At 70.3% G+C, this 21,400-nt stretch carries 21 protein-coding genes; 13 read left to right on the forward strand and 8 right to left on the reverse strand.

The genetic code is table 11. From position 1 onward, the window contains the following. Positions 1-544: 544 nt before the first annotated feature. The 5 genes from ABT122_RS02065 to ABT122_RS02085 all read left to right on the forward strand — a co-directional run bounded on the left by ABT122_RS02065 (position 545) and on the right by ABT122_RS02085 (position 6,331). The gene (locus tag ABT122_RS02065; RefSeq protein WP_351543879.1) at positions 545-964 is read left to right on the forward strand and encodes a DUF8189 domain-containing protein; all 420 of its coding nucleotides are present in this window, start codon (positions 545-547) and stop codon (positions 962-964) included. 64 nt (positions 965-1,028) lie between these two features. Next, positions 1,029-2,378 (forward strand): chymotrypsin family serine protease, encoded by a 1,350-nt coding sequence (locus ABT122_RS02070; RefSeq protein ID WP_351543881.1) that lies wholly within the window; start codon positions 1,029-1,031, stop codon positions 2,376-2,378. Positions 2,379-4,039: 1,661 nt separating this feature from the next. Continuing rightward, a complete protein-coding gene (locus tag ABT122_RS02075) occupies positions 4,040-4,231 on the forward strand; it encodes a DUF4259 domain-containing protein (RefSeq protein ID WP_351543884.1) in 192 nt (63 codons plus the stop codon). A gap of 915 nt (positions 4,232-5,146) precedes the next feature. After that, a complete protein-coding gene (locus tag ABT122_RS02080; protein ID WP_351543886.1) occupies positions 5,147-5,851 on the forward strand; it encodes a DUF6545 domain-containing protein in 705 nt (234 codons plus the stop codon). Positions 5,852-5,875: 24 nt separating this feature from the next. After that, the gene (locus ABT122_RS02085; protein WP_351543889.1) at positions 5,876-6,331 is read left to right on the forward strand and encodes an NUDIX domain-containing protein; all 456 of its coding nucleotides are present in this window, start codon (positions 5,876-5,878) and stop codon (positions 6,329-6,331) included. Between the two features lie 38 nt (positions 6,332-6,369). On the opposite strand, the gene ABT122_RS02090 is transcribed toward ABT122_RS02085, so the two are convergent. After that, positions 6,370-6,852, reverse strand: a complete 483-nt coding sequence (locus ABT122_RS02090; RefSeq protein ID WP_351543892.1) for a hypothetical protein — start codon at positions 6,850-6,852, stop codon at positions 6,370-6,372. 815 nt (positions 6,853-7,667) lie between these two features. Between ABT122_RS02090 and ABT122_RS02095 the strand changes: the two genes are divergently transcribed. From ABT122_RS02095 to ABT122_RS02115, 4 genes are all read left to right on the forward strand, one after another. After that, the gene (locus ABT122_RS02095; RefSeq protein WP_351543895.1) at positions 7,668-7,838 is read left to right on the forward strand and encodes a hypothetical protein; all 171 of its coding nucleotides are present in this window, start codon (positions 7,668-7,670) and stop codon (positions 7,836-7,838) included. 192 nt (positions 7,839-8,030) lie between these two features. Beyond that, a complete protein-coding gene (locus ABT122_RS02100) occupies positions 8,031-8,243 on the forward strand; it encodes a hypothetical protein (protein WP_351543898.1) in 213 nt (70 codons plus the stop codon). A 463-nt stretch (positions 8,244-8,706) separates the two neighbouring features. Next, on the forward strand, positions 8,707-9,612 hold the full coding sequence (locus ABT122_RS02105; RefSeq protein ID WP_351543901.1) for a hypothetical protein: 906 nt from the start codon (positions 8,707-8,709) through the stop codon (positions 9,610-9,612). A gap of 1,542 nt (positions 9,613-11,154) precedes the next feature. Next, complete coding sequence (locus ABT122_RS02115; RefSeq protein ID WP_351543903.1) at positions 11,155-11,622, forward strand: peptidase inhibitor family I36 protein; 468 nt, start codon at positions 11,155-11,157, stop codon at positions 11,620-11,622. Here ABT122_RS02115 and ABT122_RS02120 read toward each other — a convergent pair. The 6 genes from ABT122_RS02120 to ABT122_RS02145 form a co-directional block, all read right to left on the reverse strand. Then, complete coding sequence (locus ABT122_RS02120) at positions 11,598-12,266, reverse strand: DUF6192 family protein (protein ID WP_351543906.1); 669 nt, start codon at positions 12,264-12,266, stop codon at positions 11,598-11,600. The two genes, ABT122_RS02115 and ABT122_RS02120, sit on opposite strands and share 25 nt — an antisense overlap. 42 nt (positions 12,267-12,308) lie before the next feature. Further along, the gene (locus ABT122_RS02125) at positions 12,309-12,968 is read right to left on the reverse strand and encodes an NAD(P)H-binding protein (RefSeq protein ID WP_351544040.1); all 660 of its coding nucleotides are present in this window, start codon (positions 12,966-12,968) and stop codon (positions 12,309-12,311) included. 541 nt (positions 12,969-13,509) lie between these two features. Further along, positions 13,510-14,544 (reverse strand): Rieske 2Fe-2S domain-containing protein, encoded by a 1,035-nt coding sequence (locus tag ABT122_RS02130; RefSeq protein WP_351543908.1) that lies wholly within the window; start codon positions 14,542-14,544, stop codon positions 13,510-13,512. Between the two features lie 217 nt (positions 14,545-14,761). Beyond that, positions 14,762-15,094 carry a DUF6283 family protein gene (locus ABT122_RS02135; protein WP_351543911.1) on the reverse strand — a complete coding sequence of 111 codons (333 nt, stop codon included), beginning with the start codon at positions 15,092-15,094 and terminating at the stop codon, positions 14,762-14,764. Positions 15,095-15,527: 433 nt separating this feature from the next. Continuing rightward, a complete protein-coding gene (locus tag ABT122_RS02140) occupies positions 15,528-15,764 on the reverse strand; it encodes a hypothetical protein (protein ID WP_351543914.1) in 237 nt (78 codons plus the stop codon). Positions 15,765-15,769: 5 nt separating this feature from the next. Then, complete coding sequence (locus ABT122_RS02145) at positions 15,770-16,177, reverse strand: ArsR/SmtB family transcription factor (RefSeq protein ID WP_502976080.1); 408 nt, start codon at positions 16,175-16,177, stop codon at positions 15,770-15,772. An 804-nt stretch (positions 16,178-16,981) separates the two neighbouring features. Between ABT122_RS02145 and ABT122_RS02150 the strand changes: the two genes are divergently transcribed. Together ABT122_RS02150 and ABT122_RS02155 are read left to right on the forward strand one after the other, a co-directional pair. Beyond that, entirely contained in the window at positions 16,982-17,167 is a 186-nt protein-coding gene (locus ABT122_RS02150; protein ID WP_351543917.1) for an HhH-GDP family DNA glycosylase, read from the forward strand. 337 nt (positions 17,168-17,504) lie between these two features. Next, positions 17,505-18,179 (forward strand): hypothetical protein, encoded by a 675-nt coding sequence (locus tag ABT122_RS02155; RefSeq protein ID WP_351543920.1) that lies wholly within the window; start codon positions 17,505-17,507, stop codon positions 18,177-18,179. Here ABT122_RS02155 and ABT122_RS02160 read toward each other — a convergent pair. Then, positions 18,160-18,672, reverse strand: a complete 513-nt coding sequence (locus ABT122_RS02160) for a hypothetical protein (protein WP_351543923.1) — start codon at positions 18,670-18,672, stop codon at positions 18,160-18,162. The two genes, ABT122_RS02155 and ABT122_RS02160, sit on opposite strands and share 20 nt — an antisense overlap. A 241-nt stretch (positions 18,673-18,913) precedes the next feature. Here ABT122_RS02160 and ABT122_RS02165 point away from each other — a divergent pair, with 241 nt between their 5' ends. Together ABT122_RS02165 and ABT122_RS02170 are read left to right on the forward strand one after the other, a co-directional pair. Further along, positions 18,914-19,771: a hypothetical protein gene (locus ABT122_RS02165; RefSeq protein ID WP_351543926.1), complete on the forward strand. Its 858-nt coding sequence runs from the start codon at positions 18,914-18,916 to the stop codon at positions 19,769-19,771. Positions 19,772-20,554: 783 nt separating this feature from the next. Beyond that, entirely contained in the window at positions 20,555-21,277 is a 723-nt protein-coding gene (locus tag ABT122_RS02170; protein ID WP_351543929.1) for a hypothetical protein, read from the forward strand. Positions 21,278-21,400: the final 123 nt, after the last annotated feature.

Raw genomic sequence — 21,400 nt, forward strand, 5'->3', positions numbered from 1 at the left:
CCGCCGGGCGCGGGTCGGGTGCGCGAAGAGGCGGCGGCACATCGGTGCCGTGTGCGGCAGCGCCCCTTCCGGCACCAGCCGGTACATCACCTGCCGCGGCGTGACACCGCCGTCGTAGCTGTCCACGATCTCCCTCGCCCGGTCCACCACGGCCGGCCACCGCACCCGTACGCGCGCCATGGAGGTACATGTACCCAGCTCGCCGGAGGACTGGCGCCCGGGCGCCAACACCGGGCCGCCCGTGCACCGCGCCGAGGAGAACCGCCTGCTGCCGCGAACCAGCCACCGGCAAGAGCCCGGAACAGATTCTTCCGGCCATGTCGGGGAAGCGGGGCAACCTTCCCCCTGTCGACGCCATGTCACCAGATACACGAGGGAACCGCCTTCAGCGCAGTCCTGACGGTGCTTCACGGGGGTGGTCCGTCCATCCGCTCCGGGAAGTGCCGACCCGCGCCTCTGCCTCGCTCGTCCGGCTCTCGTCGGTGCGGCAGGGGCGACGGCGGGCCGTCGTGGGCTGTGACCCGACACCGATCCAGGAGTTTGCATGAATACGTCCCTTGCCCGCCGGGCGGCTCTCGCCGTCACGGCTCTGGCGCTGACCGGTACCACTCTGACCGGTTTCGCCCCGTCCGCTCGGGCCGCCTCGATGGAGGTCTGCGTCCTGGGGCAAAAAAGCCTGGGGGGAGCCAGGTTCTACTGCGAGTACGGCGTTTCCTGGGTCAATTACCCCAACGGTCACGACCAGGCCGTCGTCGTGGGAACGGACTATGCCGTCTGGACGAGTTGGGGCAAGCCAAACGAGTTCGGCGCCTGGAAGTCCATGGGCGGCGATGTTCGCAGCGCCGTTTATGTGACGAACAACGACACCGAGACTCCCAGGCTCACCGCGAAGGGCACGGACAACCGGTGGTGGTACATCCAGCGCCGCAACGACGGCTCCTGGAGCCCGTGGACGAGGACCTGACACAGGACTTCCGCGACCGTTGCCGCCGCACCTGAGCACTCGGCACGCGGCCGGGACGTGCGGTGTGACCGGCGATTCGAGCATCGACAACTTCGAAAGGCAATCACAGATGAGATTCTCCAGAACCGTGACAGCGATCGGGGCGACGCTGGCGCTCGCCCTCCCGCTGATTCCGGCGGGCGCGTACTCCGCCTCGGCGGGCGACAGGGGGCTCCCCGCCTCCGGGGCGTCCCCGGAGGCCGAGAAGAGGGCGGCCGCGAAAGCTCTGATGATGCGTCAGGCTCCGATCCTGGAGGCGGCGGACGAGATCACCGAACTGGTGGAGAAGGACCCTGCCGGCGGATACAACGACCTGACGATCTCCGTGGAGACGAACGGCTACACACTCCGCTGGAAGGGGAAGCCTCCCGAGGACGTCACCCGTGTGATCGCGTCGCATCGGAAGAAGGGACTGAACGTCAAGGTCGCCGCCACCCGCTACACCGCCGAAGAGCTGAAGAAGGCGATGCGCGCGATCGCCAAGTCCGGGGTCCGCGTGAGCGGTGCGAGAATCGTGAGCGTGGGAGCCGGGAAGGACGGGGACTCCCTCACTGTCGGAATCGACGTACCCGACACAGCCCCCCGTGCCGGTGTGAAACCGCTCAAGGCCGCCGAAGTGATCCCCTCGTCCCTGACACGGGGGATACCGGTCACCCTGAAGGCCGACAGCGCCGCCTCTCCCATCGGCGATGAGCGCATCGGCCTCCCGACAAGCCCGCAATTCGGCGGACAGGCCATCAGAACGGTGTCCGGCTCCAGATGTACCTCCGGATTTACCGCCTCCCAGCGTGGTACAAAAGACGACTTCATCATCACGGCAGAGCACTGCACTACGAAAGTCGGCCAGAGTTGGCAAACCGCCAATGACAGCCATCTGGGAACCGTTTCCCACATAGATGTGCAGAACGATGCGGCGCTCATAAAGCTTGAACCGAGGAAAATGTCAGGGGGTTCCATCGTGGGTGGCCTGCCCGTCAAGAACTCGTTCCAACCTGTACACCACGTGTACTCCGTGAAAGACGTTCTCAAGGGCCAGTACGTCTGTGTCAGCGGATCATTGACCGGAGAACGATGCGGTGTGCCCGTTGACGACGGCTACTACTGGAGGTGGTTCAACGGTACGGAGAAGTATACCGCTGTCACCGGTTACTCCCCTTGGGAGTACATCGCCGGCAAGGGGGACAGCGGCGGCCCCGTCTACAGCTACCGTCTGTCCGGCGGGGTCGTGGCCCACGGCCTCATGTCCGCGACCCAGAACGGCAGGACGTGCCCCAACCCGTTCGGCGGGACCCGGACAGCGTGCTCGAACACTCTCTACTTCACCAGCCTCTCGGCGGGACTCGGCATGATGCCAACGGGAACGTACCTCAACTGACGCAAGAGGGGGCGGCAGCGCGAGCGCCGTCGTGCCCCGGGGGAACTCCTCGCCGCCCAGTCCGCGGCGACACCGCGGGCGGCGAGGAGTTCCCCCGGAGGGGACCTGTCCGTCCTGGCCCAGGATCTTCCGGGCGGCCTGGTCCGCCTTCTCGCCCGCGATGCAGCGGCCGGTGACATCGACGACGATCCCGTACCCCTCGCCGGGTTCACGGATCTCCGCCGGAATCGGAACCGAGGCCACCATGAGGGACCAGGCGCCGTGGTCCAGCACCACGGTGACGTTCCCGTCCCAGGCCTGGAGCTTCCCGTGATCGGAGCCGCTCCAGCCCCGCCGGCGCGGGTGGTGTCAGTCGGCGGTCCAGCGGTGCGCGCCGATGCCGCGCCACTCCACCCAGGCGGGATGGTCGAGGATCAGTTCCGGGTCGGTGATGCCCGCGGCTTCCAGAAAGACCTGGAGATCCGTATCGGAGAACGCGAGGGCCTCGGCGGTCTCCGGGCTGATCTGCGAGAGGGCGGCGGTGCGGCACGTCCCGGTCGGGGAATCGAGGGTCCAGCGGAAGGACGGGCAGCGGTCGTGGACGATCGTGCGGCCCGAGGGAACGCAGCACCCTGAGACGGACCGGTTCCCGCGTGAGCACGAGGGCTCGGGTACGCAGAGGACCTGCGTGTACTACCTGGTGGACCGCCTCATCCGTGGTGAGGAGCGTTCCACCGGGGCGAGCAGTCCGGCAGGCCGTTCGCGTGGTGGTGGCCGCAATCGGAGACAACCGGCGACGATGCGCGGGGGCCTGCGCCTTGACGTCCTGCCCGGCCTCACTGCCGCAGGCGTCGCGACGGTCACGCGGACTGACGCGCATCCGCCCAGCGGTAGGCAGCTCGGCCACTGCCGCCGGCACGGCCATCACAGTGACGCGGCAGTGGCCATCCCCGCTCTGCCCGGCAAGGTGGGCGCGATGGCCGCATGCCCCTCTTCCACACGCTGCGCGACGATCCCCGGGCCATCGCCGGAATCATCGGGCTCACCGCGGTGGCGCTGCGTGAAGGGACCGGCCGGCGCTCCGGCCCGGCAGTTGGAGTGACGGCCCCGCACCGGCAAGCTCGCGGGGCGGGCACCGGCGCCGACAGGGGGTCGTACCCAGGCCGGACTCCCGGCGGAGGCGGGAGGGCCGCATCCGCTCCGCGGCCTACTGCCGAGGACGTGGCCCAAAGCCTCGGCGCATTGCCGGACCGGCGGCCGCCGCGCTGCCCGCGTGCCGGGTTCAGCTCTGCGGGGCCGGCATCGGCATCGGAAACGACGGGGCTGTCGTACGGGCGGCACGGCGCGTGGATCGCGGAGTGCTGTCGAGCGTTGAGCGGCGGGGCCCCGGGATGATCCCCGGGGCTCCCGGAGAGGTCCTGGCGACCGGATTCCTTGCGGCAGGAGAAGTACGCCGGCTTTCTCCGCGTCCGCTGACCGGAGAGATCCTCACCCACCGTCTGTTCCTGGCAGGGGCCCGGTCCTGTTCAGGGCGGGCACAGAGATACAATCAGCCGTAATGCCCAAGTGTCAGACGCTCGGTCGTGCCGGCTTCAGCAAGCGGGTCACCCTCGCCCCGTGACCGATGTCAGTGGCTCCTGGAACCATGTATTCGTCCGGGACAGCCGTATCAGGAGCCATGCGTGGGAACGTGGGGAACCGGCCCGTTCGACAGCGGCCTCGTCGTGGACTTCGTCGATGAACTCGCGGGCCAGCAGGTCATGGACGTGCTGGGGCGGGCATTCCAGCGTGTCACCGACTCGGGAGAACGCGTCGACGGCCAGAACGCCGTGGCTTCGTTCACTTCAAGCAGGAGCGTTTGCCTTCTGGTTTGAGCAGCAGTTTGCGATCTTGAGCCTCGTGGATGTTCACGAGAAATTGACGTCACTGCCGGAGCGCGTGGCGGCCGGCAGAGTCACTCGACCGCGATCGGGGACTGCTCGATCCGCTGCCGTATCCTTCTGCCGTGGCGAACAGGCCGCGAAATTGGGCAGGGGGTTGGGGTGTCACGAGACCCGAGGGGCGATTTCCTTGATGGCCCGGCTTGGATGTGCTTGAGCATCCTGTTCTTCGGGTGGACGGCGGCCAGTAGCGGCACCGCGCCCTGGGTGAGGGTCGCCGCGACGCTGATGCTGGTGGCCTGGGTGGTGTTGCTGGCGAGGCGCCTTCTGCGACGTGCCCGCGGCCGTAAGTCCTCTGATTCGGATGAATCGGCATCCTGAAGGGCACCGAGACCGGGGCCGTCTCTCAGTTCGGCTGCTCTCCGCTGTCCGGTGTGAGGATGGTGGCGAGGCGTTCGTGGAAGTCACGCACGGCAGGGGGTGGCCTCGTGGCTGTCGCGGACCGAGCCCGGCCGCGAGTTCATCAACTCCCTCGGCGTGCCCGACCTGGCCTACCTGGCCAAACACAGCCTGGCAATCCTCGGGATCTGCGTCCTCCTGAAGTACGTGACCGCCGTCCATCAGGACGCCCGACGCAGCCACCTCGGCGTCGCGGCACGCCCGAACCGCCACCCGGGTCCACCGGATCGCGACCCGCGCCTCGCTGGGCACCATCGTGATCATGGCCCTCGCATTCTTCACCGGGCTGAGCACCCCGCACCCGGATGCCACCGCCCATTTCATGGCCCGGCACGCCGGCGAGGTGGCGCTTGCCATCTGCATGGGGCTCTTCTAACGGCTACACCGCCTCGGCCTGCCGTGTGCGCGGTTCAGTGGGGTTCCGCCCGGTGCCATGCCCCGATAAGGTCCTTGCGCGTCGGCCTGGGCATGATGTCCGTCGGGATGATCGTCCTGGTTCTCTACGCCCTGGCACGCGTCACCTATGTCGTGCTGATCACAGTCGATCCGGTGAGCGACGAGTTCGCCGAAGCACAGGCGGCGGTGACCGACTCGCTCCTGTACCTGGGCTTCCTCCTGTGGGTAGTGGGCTCCATCGCCCCGGCCGTCCACGCGGGGACCGCCCTTTACCGCACGTATCGCGGCCTGATCGACCTGCATCCGCTCTGGCGCGACCTGGCGCTGGTCACCCCGGACGTCGTCCACCATCAGCCGAGCCGTCTCCTCGACGGCCACCGCTTCGGCCCCGCCCTCAGTCTGGTCCGTGATCCCGCCGGGCGGGCCGGCGAGTCGTGCACCACACAGCTCGGCCGGTACGTCACCGAGGTCAGGGACTCGATCCACGAGCTGCGCCGGCACGCTCCCGCCGACCTGGCGGATCGGGCACTGCGTTTCGCCCGGCGCGACGAAATCCACGCGGAGGCGTACTGGAACCGCGCGGCCCGGACCACTCTGGGCACAGAGCCGGGCTGCCCGGCCCCCCTCCCCTTCCACCCGGGCGGCGACCTGGCCGCCGAGATCCCCCATCTGCGGGCGGTCGCCTCCGCGTACACCCGCGCCAGCGACCAGGCTGCCCAGCAGCTCCTCGGCCGCCATCCCGCCACAGCCACTGCCTGAGCCCGATTGAGACCGGAGAGCATCATGGAGAACGAGACACACGCCCGCCCGCAGGTATCCGCCGGTGCCCTCATCGGGGACGGGAAGGACGGTTTCCTGATCGTCAAGCCCGGCTACAAGGCGGGATGGAATCTGCCCGGCGGGCGGGTGAACAGCGGCGAGACACCGTCGGCGGGATGCCGGCGGGAGATCGCCGAGGAACTGGGCCTCGACCTCGCGGTGCAGCGGCTTCTGGTGAGCGCCTACATCGTGAAGCCCGAGGGCGGTTCCCACATCTATTACGTGTACGACGCGGGTGAGCTGACGGCCGGGCAGCAGGGCTCCGTACGGGTTCAGGAGGGGGAGATCGAGGCGTACCGGTTCGCCGCGCCGGAGGCCATCGAGCCGCACGAGATCCCGGCAACTGTCCGGCCGCTGTGGCAGGCCGCGCTCGCTGCGTTGGGGGACGGCACTCCCCGGCACATCGAACTGCAGCCCTGACGATGCGAGGGCCGTCGCACCGTGCGGCGGCCCTCGTCTCATCGGCCGCCGGGGGGATCGGGGTCGAGGATGCCGGCGAACGTGTCGGTGACGAAATCGAGCAGTTCGGCCGGGAGACCGTCCTCGCCGGCCCCTCGTGCCGCCATCACCGTGAGGCCCGCCTGGGCCGCCCTCACCGCAGCGACGACCTGGGCGACCTCAGCGCTGTCGCTCCGAAAGAACACCGGGGAGGCGTCGAGGGCCCGGGCGAGGGCGTCGAGCACGTCGTCGGACGCATCGGTCTGGGCGCCTGTGCGCAGGGCCCGGACGAGGTCGGCGTCAAGGACGCCGGGGCGTTCGCGGTTGCCCGCTTCCGCGAACCGGGCGTCGGTGGGACGGTCGCGGCCATAGGTCTCTTCCAGCAGCTTCTGGCCCTGCTCGACAAACTCGGCCTGGTTGAGCCGGGCGGCGGCGGTGGCGAGCATCGCACCGGCCCTCGGGTCACCCTCTCCAGCCCCGGCCAGAAGGCGCAGATCCACCACTGCCCGATGGACTCCGTCACCCCCCGGGTGAACGGCCTTCGCGTCCGTGTCGGCGACGTCACGGTGCCCCAGGCGTTCCCGCTGCTGCGCCTGATGGGCGGGACCAGGCCCGGCTACTTCCGTCAGGACCGCTGGCAGCACATCCACGACCTCGCCGGCATGCTGCGCACCCGGCTGCGAAGCGTCCCCGCCGGGAATCACCGTGACCGGCAACCTGGTGTGCGGCAACTCCCGGGACTACCGGAAACCCCGCATCAAGACGAGGACGCGCCGGAGGGCGAAGTGAACGCCCGGCACCTGCCCGCCCTCGTCCACACCTGCGTCGGCGACGGCCAGCGCCTGCTGGTGCCACCGGTTCTCGTCCAGGAGGCCGCGCGGGCGCCGCTACCGGGTTCTGGGCGCGGCTGCCGACAGCGACACGCGGCTCGCGCCGGACCGGCGGCCGGGCCGGCGGCATCTGGGGCCGCTGCTCGGCTGCGGCCGGCTCATCGTCCCTGCCGCCTCGGAGCTCGGCCCCAACGCGACACAGTACCGCGGGTGCTGCGGATGCTCGCGACCCGGTCGGTCGTGGTGGAAGAAGCCGGCCTGCCGGCGGAGGCCCGGCCCGCTTCTGCGGAGCACCGGGCCGGGGAGGGTGGGCCGCTGTGTCACGTCGTCCTCCCCGCCGATGCGGTTCATCTGCCCTCGGTGACCGGGGTGACCCGCGGTTTCCTTCTCCGGGGCGCCTGGAGCCGGGCGCAGGGGCTGGTGGAGGCCGTGACGGCGTGGGTCGCCCAAGCCATCGACCACCGGCAGTCCCCAACGGGCCGGTCACCGTGGGCCTCACGGCCCGGCCGGGGCTGATCCACGCGGATGTCACCAGCTGCTTCTCCCGCCCTCTGGCCGTGCCCGCCGTCACCAGACCCGCGCAGGCCCTGCGATGGCACTACGAACTCGGTCCCCGCCGCACCCGCACCACTCGGATGCGGTTCGTCCAGCGCCGCTGACCCGCTCCGCCCGCCCGGCGGGCGCCCCTGTTCCGTTCCAGCTACCCGCGAGGAATCCCTTGCCAGGTCACGCATAACGGACCACGCCCTGACCGGCGACCTCCAAACCTCCGCCCTGGTGGACCGGAACGGCACCGGCGACTGGCTGTGCCTGCCCCGCTCCGGCTCGCCCTCCATCCTCACCGGGCCGCTGTGCGCCGACGACCACGGAGCCTGGCGCCCGGCCCCGGCCGGGGCGTCGGGCCCGGCCACCCGGTGGCGCTACCGCCGGGACACCTCCTGTGCTCGTTCCGGCTCGTCGAGGTCCTCGTGTTCATCGGTCGCCGCGACGAGGCCGAGACGCTGTTCGGCCGACTCCTCGCGCTGAGCAGCGCCCTCGGTCTCCAGGAATGGGACCTCGTCTGAAGTACCGGGTCGGGAACTTTCCGCTAGCGTTCGCCCACGCCGGGCTGGTCGTGGGTGCACACGCCCCGGGGCGGTCCGGACCGGAGACGCCGTGACGGGCTGTGGGATCTCCTTCCTCGTGTCGGATTCCGCGCGGATGTGTCGTAGCCGTGCCAGAGAGGAACACATGAGCGGGATTCGTTCCTCTGAACCGGGTAGATCCCCTCTTGGTGAATCGTTCCAGGCGTCATCAGGCAGGTGACCCGGGGCAGCCCATGGCTCAACATCTTCTGCCGGCAACTCAAGCGTCTGGAAGCGGCCGGCTGGACCACGGGCCGCCTCGAATCCCGACCCGAAAGGCCTGGCGCGGCACGCCAACGCATTTACCACGTACCGACGGCCACAGTCCGCCAGGTCGCCCCGTCTCAGTCCGGGGTGCCCAGTAGTCTCAACCCGGGGAACAGGCAGAAGAAGGAGCTCCAAGTTGTCCGCTGAAGAACAGGATCAGATCCGGGAACACCCGCTCGGCTCCTCCGCCGCGATCGGCGACTTCCGCACAGGAACGACCTCGGTGCGCGACCTCCCCGGTGATGTGAAGCCTCTGCTTGCACGCTTCACGTCCGATGTCGGAGGCGTAGTGCCTCTGGCCGCTCTCTGGGCGCATGGATCGCTGGCTCTGGGGGACTACCAGCACGGGCGGAGTGATCTGGATCTGGTGGCGCTGGTCGGTACGGAACTCCATGACGTGCAGCAAGAGGAACTGCGAGTTGTGCATGGGCGTTTGATCGCCGACGTCCCTCTTGCCCGGGCCCTGCACTGCACCTATGTGCCCCGGGGGCGCGAGTCCGATACGGCGCAGGAACATCCGACCTGGGCTCAGGGCGAGTGGTTCGAGCGTCCCGTCTCTCCTGTGAGCCGGCGCGAACTGGCCCTGGGGGCGGTTGTCCTGAGCGGACCGCCACCGGCCGGCCTGCTGCCCAGGGTTAGCGATCAAGAGCTCGCCGAGTTCATCCGGGCCGAGCTGGAGGACTACTGGCTGCCTGTGACAGGCAGCGCCAAGGCCGGACTGTGGCTCCAGGACATCTGGGTGGACCTGGGGATGCTGACCTTCGCGAGAGCATCGGTGACCCTGCGCAATGGCCAGTTGATCACCAAAGGACAAGCCCTCGAAGAACTGCGCTCCATGGGAGCACCGGCAGGAGTCGTGGATGACATCCGCCAACGCAGATACGGGAAGGACCGCCAGAAGGACCCGTCTGCCTCTGCCGACTGGCGGGCCCAACGCGCCGAGCAGGCACGAGAGTTCGTCCGTGCAGGGATCACCAGTCTGCTGGCACAACACGAGAATCCGCCGCACGGGCCGTCCTCGGACCCAGGTCGTGCGCGTTGATCCCTCTCGGGCCATCCACTCGAGTCTTCAGCGCGCCGGGGCCTGTCCCAGCTCCGGCCAGCCGGACGGCGCCGGTGCGGGTGACGGCGGGCGCGGCGGCGATGGCGGCGATGGTGGCCAGGACGATGCCCTGGGCGATCCCGGCGGCGTCCCCGGTGACGTAGCGGGGCAGGGAGTTTCTTTCGGATCGGGCCGGACCGGTGAGCGGGGTCCGGTGCCGTGGATCGCGAGGCGGAGGAGGGAGCCCACGCGGAGCGTCGGCGACCGACGACAGCGCGGCGGGGCGCGGCACCAGGGCTCGCGAGCCCGGCACGATCCGAAAGAGACGACCCAGGCCGCCGGGGATGCGGAAGCCGGCGCGTCGAGCGGCGGGGTGGCCCGCAGGGACTCCAGCTCGGGCCGGACGACGAGGATGTCGTCGAGACCGGCGCCGGGCATTTCGTGCCTCTCACGATGCACGGCGCCCGTTGTGCGCGCAGATTCCTACGGCGCCGATCCGGTATGACGATACGTCGGTACGCGGTCATCCCGTTCGCCGCCTGCGGCTGGCGACTTCACGGAGGGGAGGTCGTGCGGCAGGTGCTGTCGCCGTGCGCGCGGTGGATGTCCCCCGAGGCCCGGCGGGCCTTGGCCGACCAGGTGGAGGAGGCGGCCACGGCATTCGGCGGTGATGAGAATCCGTCTCCAATCCCGAAAAGCCGCCTCAGGCGGCTTGCCGGGAAGCGCTCGACTGGCCATGCCCTGAGGGGCGGTTCGCCCTCCTCCACCGCATGTGTCCGCCGGGACGATGGCCGCCACGGGGAGGGCCGCGCCCCGCATGCCCAGCGCCTCCAGGCGGTCGCGCTGTTCGGGCAGGAGCCGCGCCCAGGTGCCCGGTTCCTGCAGCCGCCACCTCCAGGTGTCGATGTCGTCGCCGTCGAGCATGACGCTGGGGGCGATGTGGGAGAGGTGGCCGTCGGCGTCGACCAGGTCGGCGAGCACCTGGTAGTGCCGTTGCCGGCTCGCACAGCACGGGCAGTTCCAGTCCCGTGCTGTGCGAGCCGGCCGCCCTGGGCGACGCCTCGCCGGCGCCGCGCGCCCTGCGCTGCCACCAGTCGCTGAGCACCTGGCCATCCGCGACGGGCATCAGTGGCGCGCGTGCCCGGGGTGGTGTGCCGGGCGCGGAAATCGATGAAGGGATGGCGTGTGCGCCGTCGATGTGGAAGTAGCCATTCGGTTGACCGATCGGGCGCCGCGCGTCAGGGAACCAGCGGATGCCGGAGATCAATCAGCCTTCGCACAGGGGTGATTCCCAGATGTGAGGCATTGACATCCGTCGCGGGCAGCCCTTGATCCAAAGGCTGTTTTCCCCGGCCGGAAGGGGCTTCCGTATGTCCGCCATAGTCATACAAGCGCATTTTATCGCTCGGACGAGTGATGCGTCCGATCGAGGGCTATCGGCGCGGCGCGGGGGCTGGTGTGCTCTGGGCGGCCCTTCATCAGTCGGGCCGTTGGCCCTGGCACGGACATGTCCTCCGTGCGGGGAATGTGAAGGAGTACGCCATGATCCGTACGTCGAGGACGAGGGCCGTAACGGCCATCGCGAGCGCCGTCGGCGCCGTCGTGCTGGCTCTCGGTGCGACCGCCGCCCCGGCCCAGTCCGCCCCGGCCGGGAGCGACACTCCGGTCAAGGCCGCCGTGTCCGTCCTGCCCGCCGGTGCCATCGCCCTGCCGAGCGGCGCGCGGGGGCCGGAGCAGTGTCCTGACGGCGCGATGTGCTTCTGGGAGGGCGCGAACTTCTCCGGGAACGGCTGGGCCCTGGCCAAGCCGTCCAACGGTCTGCAGTGCCAGGGCGCGGTGCCGCAGGGGGCTTCCGCGCCGCGCAGCGCCTACAACCGGACCAACGGGAACATGGCCCTGTACCGGGGCGGTTCCTGCATCGGCGTGTGGCAGATCGGGGTCCTCAGCCCCGGCTACGCGTACGGCGATGTCAACCCGAACCGCATCTACGCCTGGAACTGGACCCTGTGACCGTCCGGGCGCCCCTCTGACGGACGCGTCCGGGCCCGCTCCGTGAGGCCCCGGACACCATCCCCGCCGCAGCTGCCCCCGGTACGGGTCCGGTGAAGCGGTCCAATGAGCCCGCGCCCCCCTCCCGTGGGCCCCGCGTCCCGCCCCACCGACCGGCCGTGCGACCGCTCTCCGCCGAGGGGCACGGCCCGGCGAAGCCTCCGCTGTCCGGCCCGGTACGCCTGCGTATCCGGCCGGCACCGGAGGCTTCGCCAGTTCCGCAGGAACCCGTCCTTGAACCTGACGGGGTCGCGCTCCAGTGCTGGTTCTCGCACCAGCCGTGCCGCTGAGGTGCCGCTCCGGCGACCGATGAGGCGGTCGTTCTGTGCACGGTTGAACAGATGCCTGGCCGTGTCATCGGCCGCGGCTCGTTCGGCTACCGCCGGGCGGCGCAGCAGGTCGGCGGCCACCCGGACCGCGACCTGCTCATCGGCCGCCAGGTCGTGGATGGCCTCGGCTTTCTCCTGCGCCGACTGCGCGGCACCCACTCGCCATAGTGACGGGCCAAGCCGGCCCCTGCATCGTGTATGACGGATGTTCAGAAGCTCTCGTGGGGCCCGAGTTGCGTGATGTGGTGAGTGTCGGGGTTGCCGGCCCGGGTGCATCCGGCGGGCCCGCGCATTCCGTGGCGCCGGCTCAGCGTCGGTTCAGCGCTGGAGTGCGGCGGCCGTGACCGCTTCGGCGACAGGGGTGGTGCCGGAGACCAGTTCCAGGGTCAGCCCGGCCGTGGCGGGGGTGTCGAGCAGCGCGGCGAGGACGGCGGCGGCATCGGCGCGGTCGATCTCGCCGGGGCCGGTGGTGGTGGCGAGGCGGACGAGTCCGGCGCCGGGGCCGTCCCGGAACCAGGCGGGCCGTAGGACGGTGCAGTCCAGGGCGGGCCGGGCCAGTAGCTCCTCGTCGACCTCGCCCTTGGCCCGCAGGTACGTCTCGACCAGCGGGTTCCTGGGGTAGTGGGCGGCGGGGCCGGGGGCCATGGAGGAGAGCATGACGCAGCGCCGGACACCCGTGAGCCGCGCCGCGTCCGCGAGCGTCAGGGCCGCCACGCCGTCGACGGGGTTCGCCCGGCCCGGGGCGTCGCCGAGACCGACGCCTGCGGCGAAGACCACTGCGTCCGCGCCGTCGAGTCGTTCCGCCAGCCGCTCCGCCGGGGTGTCGGACAGATCCAGGAGCACGGCCCCGGCGCCGGCCGCGTGGACCGTGTTCGCCTGCTCCGGGTGGCGGATGATCCCGGAGACCTGGTGTTCCCGGCCCACGAGCAGCCGGGAAAGGATGAGGCCGACCCGGCTATGGGCACCTGCGATGACGATATGCGCGTTGCCACGCTATTCGTCCGCGGTCTTTTCCGTAGACGGATCCGGAGTGAGTCCCACCAAAGCTCTACGTCGTGCCATCTCGTGAGCTGAGAGGCTCGTTCGGCTGGTGGGAGGTTGAAGCTGCGCGGTGGTGTGGAGTGTTCGCGTTCGCCGGGTTTCTTGATGAGGGAGCCGCAGATGATGCGTTTGATGGCGCGCGGGGGCGTCCGGTTCGCCGGGGTGGATTGAGGTTGGCGAGGAGTTCGTCGAGCATCAGTCGGAGTGGGCGGCGGTGGCGAGGGGAAGAGTCCGCCGGCGGCGTCAGGGCGACGCGCAGGCAGGTGGTGAAGGACAGGCGGCCGGGGGCGAGCACGTCGGCGTTGGCGCGGGTGGCTTCGAGCATGTGCACGCGCGGTACCGAGTGCACGAACAGGTGGCCCCAGATCCATCGCCGTGCGTGTCCCCTCGCGAGCCCCGACCTGTCCTGGCTGCTCAACGGAACGGTCAGCCAGGCTTCTCGGGCTGTGGTTCAGGGCCCGGGGGGTGCTGTGGTCGCCTACTTCGGGTGGGGGTAGAAGCGGCGTGCCCAGTGTCTGAAAGGGCCGATCGGTCCGTCGCCCTGGGCGAGGCGGGGTGGCTGCCGGTACTGCTTGTGGTGCCAGATGGGGAAGTCCGCGGCGGTGAATTCGCAGCTGGCACGGAAGACCGTACGGTTCAGCAGCCGTGCGGCAGTCCGGCTCACCGCCCGGGAGAGCGGGCCCGGCAGCCGTCCCGGTTGGCTGAACGCGAGCCGGTTCAGCTGCCGGAACTGCATCCGGTTGGGGCCGATCGCGGTCGGCATCACCGTCGTGCACACCCGTAGACCCACCTGCGGTGTGTACACATCGGCGTGCAGACACCCCAGCCCGTATCCGTCCACCTCCACCTCGACCGTGAAGTCTCCCAGCAGCGGCGCCGACTCATGTGCCCGTAGCGACACATGGAAGCCGGCTCCGTCATAGGCGACGGGCCCGCCGACGTCTGCCTTCTTCCAGCCGTGGAGCGTGGCGAAGTGCCCGACGTCCACCGAGTTCTCGATCACCTCCTGCACATGCCCCGCCAGTTCCCACACAGCGCTGCGGGCGGGCAGGTGGCCGATCACATGCCAGTCGGGGATCGACCAGTCCGGGGCACGTCCGTCGTGGTGCCGCCACACGAAGACGGCCCCGTTGGCTTCGCGCACCGGCAGCGTGTCCAGCTCCGACCTGGGCGGTGGGGTGCCGTAGCCCGTCCGCACGCACGCTCCGTCGGGGCCGAACGCGAAGAGATGGAACGGACACACCAGATCGTCCCCCTCCATCCGCCCCAGACCGAGATGCGCACCCAGGTGCGGACAGTAGGGACGCACGGCCCGAACCGTCCCCGTCCGCAACCGGTACAGCACCACGTCCTCACCCGCGAGCGGCCGGGTCAGGACAACGCCCGCCCGCACCTCGGTGGAGAACGCCAGCGCGGACCAGCCGCTCGGATACGGCAGAACAGGCACCCCCGCCCTGTCCGCCGGAGTCGGCCCCTCACTGATCCCGTGCCCGTACTCACGTGAAAATCCCACCATTTCACCTCACGGATTCGGCTCCGTGAAGCCTGCCCGCCCAGAACCGGTATCGTCCCGGCACAGCGCAAATCACCCGAACGAGTAGCTGCGGCCGATCTGCCCGGCTCTCGCAGGCGTGACACCGCGGCCCGGTCCGCGTATCCAGGGCCATGCCGTGGCCATGTGGGGCCTCCGCCGGGCCGGATGGACTCCGCTGGAACCGTGGCGAGCAGCATCAGCGTTCTGCCGGGGGTGTCCGACGCGGAAGGGTTCGGTCACCGGGGACGTTTCTCCTGCGGGGTCGGGGCTGGGGCGGGGCCTGACGGTCGGCCATCTGGTCGAAGTCGTCGAACAGAGGCGGCCAGCCGTCACCGGGCTTCAGTACGTGGCCGGGCGGAAGGCCGCGCGCCGGGGCGTGACGCACGGTCAGATGCTGGTTCCCGGCGACGGCGAGCCAGCCCGCGCACGCGACATCGTTCTCCTTGATCATGTGGCAGGCGAACAGCCCCTGCGCGAGGCAAGCGGCAGAGCTCTCGACGATCTCCGGCTGCCGCGGGGTGTGTCGCAAAGGAGTCGTAGCGCTCTCTGGTGAACTTCCCGGGCCCCACGTCTCGGCGCCAGGGGCAGTCGCCGTATGGTCTCTTCGCGCGCCGGATCAGCCCTCCTCGTCCGCTTCGCCCCCTGTCCGGGGGCGGTTGTCCTGCGCAGTCGGCGGGCAGGGGGCTTCTTGGGGTCTGATGCCTCCCCGATGTGCCCGTTGATCGCCTCACGCGGCCGGTTCGGGGACGGCGGAATCCGGGTGACGGCCGGGTTGCAGACACAGGCGGTGCACGGGCCGCAGTCCACGGGACGCAGCACTCAGCTCGCGGACCGCGCTCTGGGGCCACAGCGGGACCCGGGCCCGCCGACGAGGACGGTCCGGAGGAACTGACCAGCGGCGGGCCCCGCTGAGGTCGGCACCCCGTAGCCGCCAGCGTCTGCCAGGGTACGGCGCGGATGACTCAGTCCACATCCTTGAGAATGCGTTCGATCCTGGCCATCCGGGCATCCATGCTGGCCAGGTCGTGCTGAGTGGCTTCCTGGGCTGCGACTGCCCGCTCCGCGATCGTGCGGTAGCCGGTGTCCCTGGCCAGCTCTGCCTTCGAGCGCTCCTTGACCGCCATCAGCCAGATCGCGGCCACCAGCACGGCGCCGACCACGAGGAAGAGGGCCAACTCTTCGATGAGCCAATCGGACATGTGCTTCAGTTCTCCTTCTCTGCGGTTTCGCCGCGGTCGGCATTGCCGGTCAGCGACTCGGACGCGGTGGCGAGTGTCCGCGGCGTGAGGCACAGCGCGAACGGCACCACTTCGTAGAACTTCATCGCCTTGCCGTCATCCGACACCTCGATGCGGTCCGAGACCAGGCCGGCCGCCTGCAGCCGTTTGAGGTGCACCTGGAGCAGCGCCCTGCTGATCCCCAGGTCCCGAGCCAGTTGGCTCACGTAGGTGGGGCCTGTTGCCAGGGCGGCGAGTACACGCGTCCGGTGCGGACTGGCGAGGGCCGCCAGGACTTTCACCAGGCTGTCGCCCGTCAGATCAGATGTTTCCATGGACCCCCTCAGCACATGCAATGAAGTATTGGCACGTGCCTCATGCATGTCACCTCGCATGTCGCGCAACGTACTTGGCGCGGGTGAGTGCGGCAGTATGCCGCTGAGCCCTCGCCGACCCCGGATGCGTTCTCAGCATCCGTTCTGACCCGAAAGTCAGACGGACTCCCTTCCGGGACGTGCGTGGCGCCGAGATCCCGGCCGTGAAGCCGGGCGGCGCGAGGCCCGCGGTACATCCCGCAGGCGCAGGGTGTGGAGGCGGGACGGCCTGTTGGTGGGCTCATGCGTGTGGGTGAGCGAGGCGCCGCGACACAGGGCCTCCGCCCAGGGCAGAGGTCCCCGGGTTGCCGCTTCCGCCCACAGCTCTCGCCCTGGAGCGGCATGCCGGCGGGGAGCACCGCCCCGCGACCGGGGAGTCTTTGATGAGTACCGTGCCGGCCACCGACCATCCGGCCTGGACCGAGGATGCCGACGGGACCTGGGCGCGTGCCCTGCGGTCGGGAGGCGGGACGTGGATGGCCGTCTCCGGGCCGGCCGGGCCGTCGCTCAGGTGCGTGTCGGGTGGCGAGGATGTCAAGCCGCAAGCTGTCAGCGCGGACCCGGCAGTCCTCCCGGCGGGTGTCCCGGCCGCGCTCCGCACCGGGCTCATCGGTCTGGGGCCGGTCGTGCGGCTGTCCGCGCCGTCGTTGTGGGACGCGGTCACCACAGCGGTGCCGCGGCAGATCGTGCGTGCCGGCCAAGCGCGCGCTCTACCGGCGCTGGTGCGAGAGCTACGGTGCCCCGGTGTCCGCGGGCGGTCGGACCCGGCATCCCGCACCGGGCCCGGAGCCGGTCCCGGGTCTGACCGATGAGGAGTTCGCGACGGTGGGAGCCAGGCTCCACCGGCCCATGCTGCGGGCCGCCGCGGAAGCGATCCCGCGCCACGGACAGGAGCGGGAGCGGCTCGCGCCCGCCGGGCTCGTCGCGGAGGCGCTCGGCACGATCCCGGGGGTGGGGCCCTGGACGGCCCAGACAATGGGCCCCGCACGCCGCGGCCGACTTCACCGGTGACTCCGCCGTCCACCCGCACGCAGACCTCGCTGTGCGGACCTGGGCGGCGCGCATCGCGCCGTCCTGCGACTGGCCTCTCGGCGACAGGACCGGCAGGTCCTTCGAGGAGGAGTGGCGCCGCATCGCGGGCCTGAGGCCGGCGCTCTGCACGCTCTCACCCTGACGACACTCACCTGGGGGTCCCAGGCCCGTACCTCAGAACACGCCGGCCGGTGACCACGACCTGATCGCCGGAGCCGAACCGGACCGGCTGCTCGGCTGCCTGTTCGTCAACGCGCCCCTGCGGGGCTACGACCGGCGGGCCCGCGTCAACGACTGCACGCTGCCGGTCCTCGGCATGGGCTACATCGCCACCTTCGCCCGGCAGGCCGGGCACAACGTCGGCGTCCTGGACGCCGAAGCACACGGCTTCGGCATCCGGCGCACCGCGGAGCTCGTCAACCCGCTCCGTCCGCGCTGGGTCGGGTTCAACCTGCGCGGCCCCGACCCACTGTCCGACCGCAAGGATCGCGGCCGGGCTCGACCCCGGCATCCGGGTCATGGCAGGCGGACACCACTCGGCTTGCAGCACGGGGACAGCGTCACCCGGACCGTCACCGCCCAACTCCGCACCCACCTCGAGCAGCACCGCAAGGGCAAGGCGCTATCCCTGCTCGATGTCCGGCCCGGGGACATCGCCTTCGCCTGGTGCACCACCCACCGGCGCTGGAACCACGCGGGGGTCGTCTCCAAGATCGACGGCTGGACCATCCACATCGCCCAGCACGGCGGACGCAACCGCACCACCGTCCAGAGCTGGACCGGGGACCCGGACAGCGGGTTCGGGGCCGCGGCCCGTCCGCGCGGCCTCCGCCACCAGGCGCGGGCTCGCAGATCCCGTCGCGGCCACCCGGGCATCGCTCGAACGGGCCGTGGGCCACAACGACACCGCCACCCGGCAATGACGGGCGGACAGTACGGCGGACCCGGCCACCCCTGCCCCCACCGATCGCTCAGGCCGCCTCATGAATGACGAGCTTGAACTCCGCGAGGATCAGATTCCGCGGGCTGGCGTCGTTGTGCATCACCCGCAGGGCGATCGGCACGCCGGGGGTGACGAACATGCCGTGGCCCTTGGTGAAGTACTGGCCGCCGGGCGTCGGCGCGCGATGATCGGTCGCCGTGGTGTCGGGGGCGGTGAGCGGGCTGCGGACGAATTGGTCCCGCAGCTCGGTGTAGCCGCCCGCAGGGCTCGCGGCCTCCCACTGGATCATCGCGTAGAGCTGGCCCCACCCGGATCGTGACGGCCAGATGAGGCCGCTGCGGTCGTCCCCCGCCCAATTGCCCACGCTCTGGCCGTCCGGCTGCAGTTCCTCGTGCATCTGGAACCGGTCCGAGGACTCGTCCGCGCCAAAGGGGAATCGGACGATCCTGTACGTGGTCCCCGCCGCGATCTCCTGATGCGCGGTCACCTTGAGGGAGCACACCTGCACACCCGGTGTGGCGAAAGGCTCGTATGTCGTCAAGGAATCTCCAAGTGAAGAGAAAGGCGCAGAGCCGGTCCACAACCAGCAGAGGGACCAGGCATTTTGGCCTTTGAGGCTACCAGCAGACAAAGCAGAAAAGGATCTTCGGACGCAGTCGCCTCGACCCCGCGCCCGCAAGGCCACTGGCCGATGACCGCGCGGATCGCGGCCGAACTTGACTCCGCCATCCAGCAAATGGTTTCCGTGACACCGGCAGGGGTGGTTGCCGTATCGTCGGGGCATGCGAATAGGCCGGCTCTTATCGACGGCGGCGGTTCTGGGCGGTCTGCTGGTGAGCGGGTGCACCTCCTCGGACGGGGCGCCGACCCCGGCTGCCTCCGAGGACGAGTTCGAACCCTCCTACATGCAGCGAATCATGGACTCCCAACTGGACCGGAGAGTCTCCGCACTGAGGGACGGCGTGGTCCACCGCCCCAGGCCGGACCGGCCCCTGGGGATCGCGCCCTGCCGACTGGTGGAGCGGGACCGCGACGCGCGCGTCACCGACAAGGGAGCGGCCACACGCAAACCGGTGTCCGTACCCGCCCTGTACGAACTGCGGTCGCAGCGGCTCGACCCCGGATTCACCGTCAGCATCTACCTCCTGCCCCGCCGGGCCGACAAGGCCGAACTGCTCACCGAGGTGCTGACCGCGGCCCGCGACTGCGGCCCCCGCAGCGTCCACCCCCCGGCATCCACCCTCTCCCGCTCCCAGGCTCCGGTCACCACCGCCGCGCGCACCACCACGGGCAGGCACGGCCCGGGGGTGGCCGTCATCAGTGACGCCCGGTACCGGGCTGCGCCGCCGTCACCCGGGCCCGACTGGAGCACCGGGCCGGACGGCAGGATCGCCCCCGGCTACAGTCCGCCCAACACGCCGAGCAACCCCCTCGCACCGGCCGACGTGTCCCTGGAGTACGGCCAGGCTCTGGTCTACGGCACGAACGGCCGCTTCCTCGTCGAGGTGCTCAAAGTCGCCGGGAGCAGTCCCTCGGACCCGACCCCGGCACCCGGCGAGCAGCCGAGCGCCCCGGCGTACACCGGGGCTCAGGAAATCCTCGACACCCTGCTGACCGGCTTCCAGGGTGTTCCCGAGTAGACACCGGGCCCCGACCGGAGCGACCGATGGCAGGGCAGGGACCTCGTGCCGGTGCCGGGGTCGGACAGGCGCAGCACGCGCACCACGCCGACCATCCGGGCGAGCGCGGCGTCCTCGGCAGCCGGGAGGGCGGGGGCTCGGCGAGCAGCGGCACCGCGACTGCGGGCAGCGCCCGGTCCGCCCAGGCACCGGGGGTGTGGTGGTGGAGATCGACAGGATCGGCGGTGGCGGCCGGCGTGGCGAGCCGGCACCGGCATGTCGGGGGCAGCGCGCTCCGTGACCGCTGCCCCCACCGGCCGGGCACCCGCCCGGGCGCGGCCGAACTGCTGCCGCGAAGGCAGCTGAGGCAGCGAAAGCCGCCGAACCGTGGCGAACAGGGGTTCAGGCCATTCCCGCTCGCAGCGCCGGGGGCTCGACGGCGCTGTTGAGCGCCATGTGCGGACGGCCGCCGGGGTGGAGCCGGTCGCGTGTCGCCGTGGTTGACGGAGGTGTGGTGAAGGCGCGGCCCGGCGGCGGGCGTGTCCGGGCGGAGCCGTCGGTGCGGGCGGGTGGCGGTGCTTGTCCGATGAAGTGATGAGGTATGCGCCATTCCCTGAGCGTTCGACCGGCTTTGGTGTTCTGTTCGATATTTCGGTGGGGCAGGGCTGTGGTCTGCTGTGCCGGGCCTGTCGTGACCGCGTCTCCGCCGCCCCTGGGGCGACTTGGCCTCTCCCACCCGGCACATGCTCCTCCCGCCCGCCCCGCCCCTGGTACAGGGGCGGCCTGTCCGAGGACGGATGGCCCATGACCACGGCTGATCAGAGTCTGGTGAAGATCTACAGCGACCGCGTCTACACGCACACGACGATGGTGCGCCACCAGGGCACGGTGCTCTCCTTCGCACTCGACGACCGGCGCAGAATCGTCTACACGGTCCTGGACCTCTCCTCCTTCGACGAGGAGAAGGGGGAGCTGGACGCGGCGTACTGGTCGGAGAACCCGGTCGAGTTGCCGTTCCCCACAGAGGTGGTGAAGGTCGGCTACGCGGTCGTGGGGGCGACCGTGATGCCGGTGGTGAAGAAGGGCGGCCGGGCCGAGGCGAAGGCGGACGAGGCCCTGGAGCCGGCAGAGACCGACACGTTTCTGTCCTCGACCGCGCGTCTCACGGCGCCCGGCGCGCCGTTCCAGGTCCTCTCCGACGGCTCCCATGTCGTCGTGCTGCGACAGGCGATCGGCCGGGATCACACGGACGCCGTATTCCCTCTCAAGCAAGGGTCCGGTTCCACGGGGGACCGTTCCCGGGTGGATGTGCAGACGGCGGGCGGCGCGCAGGTCGCGGTGCCGGTGGTGGACGGGACGCTGCTGTGTGACCGGTTCCTGCTGGTCGGGGGCGAGTTGAAGCCGGTGTCGGAGGTGCGTTTCAAGCGGAGCCGGCACAAGACGCTTCCGGCGTCGGAGAAGGACAGTCTGGGCGCGTCCGACATGGACGGCAGGCCGTTCTTCGAGCCGACCCAGGGCTGGACCTGATCCGGAACCTGACCGGCGGCCGGTTCACCGCCGTCCTCGTCCCCACCGCGGTCCAGGGCCGGCAGCGGTGGCAGTTCTTCGCCCACAACAAGGTCACCGGGCGGATCGACGCCTTCAGTATCG

Source organism: Streptomyces sp. NPDC001985, assembly GCF_040296845.1.
Lineage (GTDB): Bacteria > Actinomycetota > Actinomycetes > Streptomycetales > Streptomycetaceae > Streptomyces.